Genomic DNA, 8,240 nt, shown 5'->3' with positions numbered 1-8,240 from the left:
GACGCCGCCGCGGCCGCGCAGGGCGTCGTTCCCCGCCCCGCCGGTGATCACATTGGCCAGGGCATTGCCCGTGCCGGCGAAGGCCCCGGTCCCGCCGAAGATCAGGTTCTCGACGTGGTTGGCCAGGGTGTAGGTGTTGATGCGGGCCTCGACGGTGTCGGTTCCCTCGCCGGCCAGTTCGGTGATCGAGTCGGCCGCCTCCAGCACATAGCGGTCGTCGCCCAGCCCGCCCTGCAGGGTGTTCAGCGCCCCCGACCCGCCCCAGAGCACATCGGCGCCGGCCAGCCCCAGCAGGGTGTCCGCCCCGGTCCCGCCGCGCAGCACATTGGCCGCGCCGTCGCCGATCAGCACGTCGTTGAAGGCCGAGCCGGTCAGGTTCTCGATCGAGCTGAAGGTATCCGTGCCGCCGTCGCCATCGTTGGACGAGGCGTTGGTGTTCAGCTGGGCCCGCATGCCCGCCGCGGCGGACGAATAGTCGGCGGTGTCGATGCCGAGGCCGCCGTTGAGGATGTCGACGCCCGCGCCGCCGGAGAGGCGGTCGTCGCCGTCGCCGCCGTTGAGGGAATCCGCCCCGGCCAGACCGAACAGGGCCTGCGCCGAGGACGACCCGGTCAGGGTCTCGCCCGCGCTGGTCCCGATCCGGTTCGAAGCGGCCAGGGCGGCGACCGCCACCTCGCCCGCGCCGAACCGCAGCCGCTCCACATTGGTCAGACTATCCACGCCGTCGGGGCCGGTCACGGTGACGACCCCGCCCGCCACGCTCACCGTCGCGGCGCCGTCGGTGAAGACCGCCGTGTCCGTTCCGTCGCCACCATCGATAAAGTCGGCCCCCGTCCCGCCGATCAGGATGTCTTGTCCCGCCCGTCCGTACAGCTGGTCGCCGCCGGCTCCGCCGTCCAGGCGGTCGGCGGCCGACCCGCCTTCAACATAGTCCCCACCCGCGCCCCCCAGCATCTCGAGGGCGGTCGTGAAGCGCCACAGGCTCATGTAGTCGTCGCCCGAGCCGCCGATCACCCGTTCGACGCCGACAACCGAGTAGTCGGCTACCGTGAACCGGCCTGCGACAAGCGAGCCGAACTGCAGGCCGACGTTCACCGCGCTGGCGTCAAACGTGTCGACGCCGGCGCCGCCGTCGACGGTCGAATCCGGCTGGCCCGAGGTCATGGTCGTGACCCGGAAGGTGTCGTTTCCGCCGTCTCCGAACGCCGTGTCGAGGCCGGGACCTACGTCGATCACATCGTCGCCGTCGCCGCCGTAGACGAGGTCGTTTCCGGCCACGCCGCTGAGCGTGTCATTGCCGCCGGCGCCCCTCAGGATGTCGTCGCCTGCCGTTCCGGTTAGAGCGTCGCCGGCGCTGCCGCCGGACAGGACCGTACCCGGGCGGGAAATTTCGGAGATGGCGTACTGGCCGTCCGCGAAGCGCAGGAAGTCGATGTTCAGCAGGGTATCGACCCCGTCGGCGCCCACGACATAATGATACCCGTCGGCGTGCACCACGCCATAGTCCGCGCGATTGCCGCTGTAGACGGCGATGTCGGTCGAGCTGCCTTCCGAACCGTCATAGGCGCCGTCGATCCGGTCGTCGCCGGCGCCGCCGGTGATGACGTCGTCGCCGTGGAATCCCCGGATCAGGTCGTCGCCCGCGCCGCCGTCGATCATGTCCGCCCCGCCGTAGCCCCAGAGCTCGTCGTCGCCGCCCCCGCCGCCGATGGTGTCATTGCCCGAGACGCCGTTCATGAAGTCCGCGCCGTCGCCACCGAACAGGACGTCGTCCGCTTCGCTGCCGACAAGATTGTCGGCCTCGGCGGATCCGAAGAGGAAGCGTCCTCCGCCGCCCTCGAACCAGATTTCCTCGATACTGATGAGGGTGTCCGAGCCCTCGGCGCCGGTGACCCGCAGGGCGTCGCCCTCGAAGGCGAATTGGTAGTCGCTCGACATGCCCGAGAAGCGGGCGATGTCGCGGCCCTCACCGCCATTGATGATGTCATTGCCGGCCTGGCCGCCCAGGATATCGTCGCCTTCGGCGCCCAGTAGAATATCGTCGCCGGCCCCGCCCTGGAAACGGTCGGCGTTGACGCCGCCGCGAACCTCGTCGTTTCCGGCTCCGCCATAGACCCAGATGCCGTACCAGGTGCCGTAGCTGTTGTACTGCTGTCCGGTCAGGTCCAGCGTGATCGCGCCGGCGCCGAAATGGATGGTGGACGGCGCACCGCCCACGCCGCTCAGGTCCAGCAGGCCGGACCCATCGACGTAGAGGTTGCTGGCGATCACATCGACGTGCTGGATCTGGGCGATCGTCAGTCGTACCCAGAGCCCGTCCACGCGCTCGAACGTGCTGAGGTCAAAGCCGGTCAGGTCGGCGATCGGCGTCGGGTCGCTGCTGGAATAGTCGAGCTCGACCCGGAAGGTGTCATAGCCCTCGCCGCCGTTGTACGTGGCGGAGTTCAGGCGCTCGCGCGAGCCGTCGTAGACGATCGTGTCGTCGCCGGCGCCGCCGAAGGCCTGGTTGGCGCCATTGGCGGCATAGCTGCTCACCGTGATGGTGTCGTTGCCGGCCCCCCCGTCGAGTATGTTGTTGCCCAGGTCGTCGGCAAGGTGGTCATCGCCATCCTCGCCGTAGAGGGTGTCGTTGCCGTAGCCGCCGTTCAACCCATCGGAGCCTGCGCCTCCCCGAAGCACGTCCGTGCCGTGACCACCGTCGAGGGAGTCGACGCCGTACCCGCCGAAGAGCTGGTCGTCGCCGTCCTCGCCCTGGATGAAGTCGTCCCCGGCGTCGCCGTTCAGGGTGTCGCTTCCGCCAAAGCCACGGATCAGGTCGTTCAGCGCGCCGCCGGTGATGTTGTCCCCGTTGCTGTAGCCCCAGATCGTATAGTTGCGCAGGGCGTTGCCCGAGAGGGTCAGCACCCCGCCACCGCTGAAGGCATGGATCGTCTGGGCCGTGATGTTGGTGTTGCGCAGATCCGCCAGGCCGGCCGTCGAGACGCCGACGGAGTAGGCGTTGATCGTTTGGAAGTCGTCGAACTGATCCACCCCCAGGGCAAGGGAAGAACCGGAATGAAGGTGTTCGATGCCCGTGAACGTCGAGCCCGTCAGCGTTCCGCCGTTCAACACCTCGAAGACGTCGTAGCCCGAGCCGCCGTCGATCTGGACCGAGACCGTCCCGCCGCCCTGCATGGCCAGTATGTCGTCGCCGCCGCCGCCGGACAGGCTGTCCGCGCCCAGGCCGCCATCGATGTAGTTGGAATTGTCGTCGCCGATCAGCACGTCGTTGAAGTCCGACCCCAGAAGGTCTTCGATGCTCGTCAGCGTGTCGCTGCCCTGGCCGGTGTTCTGGGCCGTGGTGATGCGCAGGTCGACGCGCACGCCGGCCGTGGCCGTGTGGAAGGCCGCGAGGTCGAAGCCCGCGCCGCCGATGACGATATCGTCGCCCGCCGCCCCGGTCAGGATATCGTCGCCATCCCCGCCTTCCAGCCGGTCGGCGCCTTCGTTGCCGATCAGCTCGTCGTCACCGGCATGGCCGAAAATCTGGTCATTGCCCAGACCGCCAGCGATGAGATTGTGCCAGCTGTCGCCGCTGAGCCAGTCGTTGTAGTCCGACCCGATCAGCCCCTCGATCCCGGTCAGGACGTCGGAGCCCTCGCCGGTGTTCTGGGCCGTGGTGATGCGCAGATCGACGGTGACGGCCGACGTCGACAGGCTGAAGACCGCCAGATCGTAGCCGGCGCCGCCGTCCAGAAGGTCCTGGCCCGCGCCCCCCACCAGCAGATCGTCGCCCTCGCCGCCGTTCAGGATGTCGTTGCCGCCCAGCCCGACGAGGGTGTCATGGCCGCCCAGGCCGTTGATGGTGTCGGAGCCGCCCGTGCCCTCAAGCCCGTCGTCTGCGGGGGTTCCGTTGATGGTCGCCATTGAACGTCCCCCGCCAGGCGGCGGCTTCGATCCCGAACCCAGCCGCAAATATTCGCGGGCGCACTAGCAGATTTCTGCAACCGTTCGCTGCGCCCCTCGCGCATTAAGCGAGAAGTGGTCGCGGCGTCGCAACTGATTTCTTCTGACCACCGCCCGAAGTCCGGGCTTGATCCGGTGCGGGATCAAACTCTCGGCCGGCCGGCGCTTCCTGTCGTACGCGTCGAAATCGCCCTCGAACCATTCGACGTGGCTGTCGCCCTCCGAAGGCGAGGATGTGGGTAGCCAGCCCGTCGAGGAACCAGCGGTCGTGGGAGATGATCACGGCGCAGCCTTCCAGCGCCCGTCGCCATCTCAGCGCCCGTCGATCAGCCCGATGAAGAGCCTCGCCCTGGCCGCCGGCCTGAGCGCCGCCCTGTTCGCCACCGCCGCCCAGGCCATGTCGGTCGAGCAATTCCTCGCCTCCGCCGCGCGCATTCCCCGCAATCCAGCGGCCCTGCTGCATCCGGCGACCCGCCGGCTGACCGCGGAGGTGCGGGCGGGCTTCACGACCATCCGCGACGAACAGCGCGCCGCGGTCGCCGCGGGCCGAAGGCGGCCAGGGGCGGGGCTCGTACAGGACAAAAATGGAGCGCCGCTTGATTCAGGCGGCGCTCCAGTCTGGACAGAATCCTTGGGAGAGGCTGTCCGCCCCCAGGGAGGGGGATGGCGAGATCAGACCGCGAGGCGGGCTCCGGGGAATTCCTGGCGGCCGGGGTCGCCGGGGGCCCGTCCGTCGCAGTCAGAACCTCATGTTCAGGCCGACGAAGAACTGCCGGCCCGTCGAGGCGTAGCTTGTGACGACCGGGTCCTCCGCATAGGCGAAGCGGTCCGAGGTCTGGTTTGTCAGGTTCAGCGCTTCGGCGCTGAGCGAGACGTTGTCATTGACGTTGTAGCGGAACGAGAAGTCGACGTTGGTCGTCGCCTGGCTGCCCACGAAGTCGTTGACCAGGGGCGAGTCGCAGAAGCCCGGATCACAGGTCCCCGAGGCGATCGGATACTGGGTATAGTACTCGGCGCGATAGGCGGTCGAAACGCGGGCGTTCCACTTGCTGGTCTCGTAGAAGATCGTGAAGTTGAACGCGTCGGGCGACGCCCCGGTGAAGGGTCCCGGCGCCACCAGAAGCGGCTGCGGCGTCAGGATGTAGTTCAGCTCCGATTCCAGGTGGGTGTAGTTGGCCTGGATGCCGAAGCCGTCGAACGGCGCCGGCAGGAAGGTCAGGTTTTGCTGGAAGTTGACCTCGATCCCCCGGATGTAACCGCCCGGCGCGTCGCGGAACTGACGGATGCTGAAAGGATTTCCGGCGTCGATATAGGCCAGCGCGTTGACGTTGGTCTGCGACGCCCGCAGCTGGGCGATCGCGTCCTCGTCAAGGATCGACGACAGGGGCCCTTCTGAGACGATCGTCTGCGGGAAGGACTCGATATCCTTGTCGAAGATGGCGACCGAGAACAGGGCGTCCCTGGCGAAATACCATTCGAAGGCGAGGTCCAGGTTGACCGCCCGGAAGGGCTCCAGCTTGGTGTTGCCGAGGGTGATCGATCCTCCGGAGTTGGCGCCGGCGCCGGTCGGGACGCTGAAGGCGGTGACGCTGGGCGCCAGGTTGCCGAGCAGCGGACGCGCCATGACCTTGGCCGCGCCGAACCGGATGTAGACGTCGTCGAGTATCTCATAGGCGAGGTTGATCGACGGCAGGGTGTCCACATACTCGTTGTCGTTGCTGACCGGCCGCGAGGTGTTCGTCAGGCCGTTCGCCTCGACTTCCGTCAGGGCCCAGCGAACGCCGACGTTGCCACGCAGCGGCCGGCCGAACAGGTCGGTCTTCAGGTCGAGCTGGAGGAAGCCGCTGGTGTCTTCCTCGATCACGCTGAACTGGTTGGCGGCGTTGCTCAGCCGCGATACCCGCCAGTCGCCCCACTTGTTGACGCAATTGCAGTCGAAGCCGAACAACTCCTGGAACGCGGCGAGGTCGGGAACGAAGAAGCTGGTCGTCGTACCATCCGGCACCTCGAGACCCTGGCCCCAGGTCACGACCCGGCCCATGTCGGCGATGTCGACCCCGGCCTCGCGCAGGCTGGGATTCAGGGTTTCATTGGTCATGCGCTGGGCCTGACTGGTCGAGAACTCGTAGGTCCGCCGGCTGACGCCACCCTTGAGCGTGTAGTTCTCGTTGATGTCCCAGGCGAGGTCGAAGCGGCCGCCCTCATAGGTGTTCTCGACCTCGCGCACGAAGTGGCGCAGGGCCGAGTAGTTCTTGACGAAATCCCAGGCCGCCGGGTTCGCCGCGTCGAATCCGAAGTCCAGCATCGGCATGTCGCCGCCGCCGCGCGCGTCGTAGACGAGGTAGTCGTCGCCGGGGACGCCCTGGCCGGAGTCGAGCCGGATGAAATCGACCAGCAGGCCCTGGCTGTCGTTCACCGAGCTGGAAAAGCCGTACAGGAACGTGCCGCGCAGGGTGTCGCTGAACTCATGGGCGATGTTCAGCGAAATCTGCTTGAACTCGGTCGTGTACTGCTGGGCGTCGGTCGCCGACCGCAGATCCACGTTGCCGATGACCAGATAGTCGGCGTTGGCGCCGTTCGGACTCAGGGCGGCGTCGATCAGGCGGGCGGACGGACGGCCCACGAAGGCGTTCCGCATGAACAGTCCAGCGGCGTCGGCGCCGTAGCCGACCGAACCCGGCGAATTGTAGTAGTCGTACGGGTCGAGATTGAACGGATTGAAGCTGTTCGTCGTCCCCGGGACCAGGGCGCCGCCGTTCATCTGCTGACCACAGTCGATGGCGTCGCGGATCTCCGTCGCGGCCTGGGCGACACAGGAGTTGTAGAACCCGCGTCTCGTGGCGACAGGGGTAGCCGCGTTGGCGGTGTTCAGGCCGGCGTTGGTGTTGTTCCGGTTCAGGCCGACAGTCTGGATCTGCAGATTGACGGAGTTGTTGTCGAACTTGGAATAGACGCCGTCCAGGCTGATCGTGGTCGATTCCTGCGGCCGCCATTGCAGGGCGAGGGTGGCGCCGAGACGCTCCTGCTCCAGTTCCTGTTGGTTGAGGGTGGCCAGCGCCGGGATGCGCACCAGCGGTCCCGCCGCGACGGTCGACCCATTAGCCGCGCCGCCCGAGGTGTTGTTGTTCCGCAGCGTCGATCCGATGGGATTATGCAACAGGGCGTAGGCGGCCGGGTTCGACCCCTGCAGCGTGGCGCAATACGCAGTGTTGGTGATGTTGCGGCCGGGGATGATGCCGTTGTTGCAGGGCGTTCCGGTCGGGGCCGCAAAGCCCTGGCGGGTCTGGATCGACGCCCCGGGGAGAAGGGTGGGAGAGCCCGCGAAGGTGGCTCCGCGATAGATGTAGTCCGACTGACCGGGCTGACGCAGATAGCTGTCGGTCGTCTGGTTGCGTTCGCTGTAGGCCAGCGAGCCCAGTACGCCGAACTCGCCCCACCCCGTGTCCCAGCGGTTCGAGTACAGGCCCGCGAGGCGCGGATTGTGGTTGCCCCCGTTCTCGTAATAGGCGTCGGCCGCCGAGAAGGCGACGCGCTGGCTCTGGAAGTCGAAGGGCCGCCCGGTTTGCAGGTCGACCGTGGCGCCCAGCGCGCCCTCGTCGGTCTCGGCCGACGCGGTTTTCTGCACCTTGATCGAGTTGAAGAGCTCGGATGCGAAGACGTTGAAATCGAATCCGCGGCCCCGGTTCGGGCTGGTGCCGGAATCGTTTGAGCCGGCCGTCGACAGGGCCTCCAGCCCGTTCAGGCGGACCCGGGTGAAGTCGCTGCCCAGACCACGGACCACGATGGTGCGGCCCTCGCCGTTGTCGCGGTCAATGGAAACGCCCGGCAGGCGCTGGATCGATTCCGCGAGATTGGCGTCCGGGAAGTCGGCGATATCCTCGGCGTTGATGGCGTCGACCATCACATCGGCGTTTCGCTTGGTGTTCAGTGCGCTGCGCAGCGCACCGCGAATGCCGGTGACGACGACTTCGTCGACCGTCGAGGCCTCCGGCTCCGGGGCCTCCTGGGCGATCGCCGGGGCCGCGGCGAGCATCGCGGCGAGGCAAAGCGCCCCTCCGGACGCGGCCAAACGCAACTGTGTCTTGAGACGATCCTGCACTTCATTCCCTCCGCGTTTCCCGACGATCTCCGGCCTCTGACGGGCTGGTAGACCGACTTCGCCCGACCCCGAACGGGCCCTGCTTCAAAAGTAGTATGATACGATTTGGGACCCGACAAGCAGTTTTTGCCACCGGTGTCATTTTCATCCTTGAGCGGTATTTCTGACTCCGCGCTACGTCGAGGTCGGCCGGGGA

Annotated in this window: 2 protein-coding genes and 1 pseudogene; all 3 read right to left on the bottom strand. The window is 67.2% G+C overall.

The genetic code is table 11. The annotated features are described in order from the left end of the window. A partial coding sequence (locus VEB62_RS04640) for a beta strand repeat-containing protein (RefSeq protein ID WP_324796027.1) occupies positions 1-3,906 on the bottom strand: 3,906 nt, incomplete at its 3' end. 165 nt (positions 3,907-4,071) lie between these two features. Then, positions 4,072-4,249 (bottom strand): annotated as a pseudogene (locus tag VEB62_RS04635) (hypothetical protein); the annotation flags it as partial. Between the two features lie 435 nt (positions 4,250-4,684). Further along, a complete protein-coding gene (locus VEB62_RS04630) occupies positions 4,685-7,978 on the bottom strand; it encodes a TonB-dependent receptor (protein ID WP_324796024.1) in 3,294 nt (1,097 codons plus the stop codon). Positions 7,979-8,240: the final 262 nt, after the last annotated feature.

It is taken from the genome of Brevundimonas sp., from assembly GCF_035626975.1.
Taxonomy (GTDB): Bacteria; Pseudomonadota; Alphaproteobacteria; order Caulobacterales; family Caulobacteraceae; genus Brevundimonas.
The sequence above is the reverse complement of the archived record's forward strand: the minus strand, read 5'-3'. Positions and strand labels throughout refer to the sequence as shown.

Coding starts and splice junctions, on each gene's coding strand:
- VEB62_RS04630 (WP_324796024.1), bottom strand. CDS start 7,978: ATGCTCGCCGCGGCCCCGGCGATCGCCCAGGAGGCCCCGGAGCCGGAG.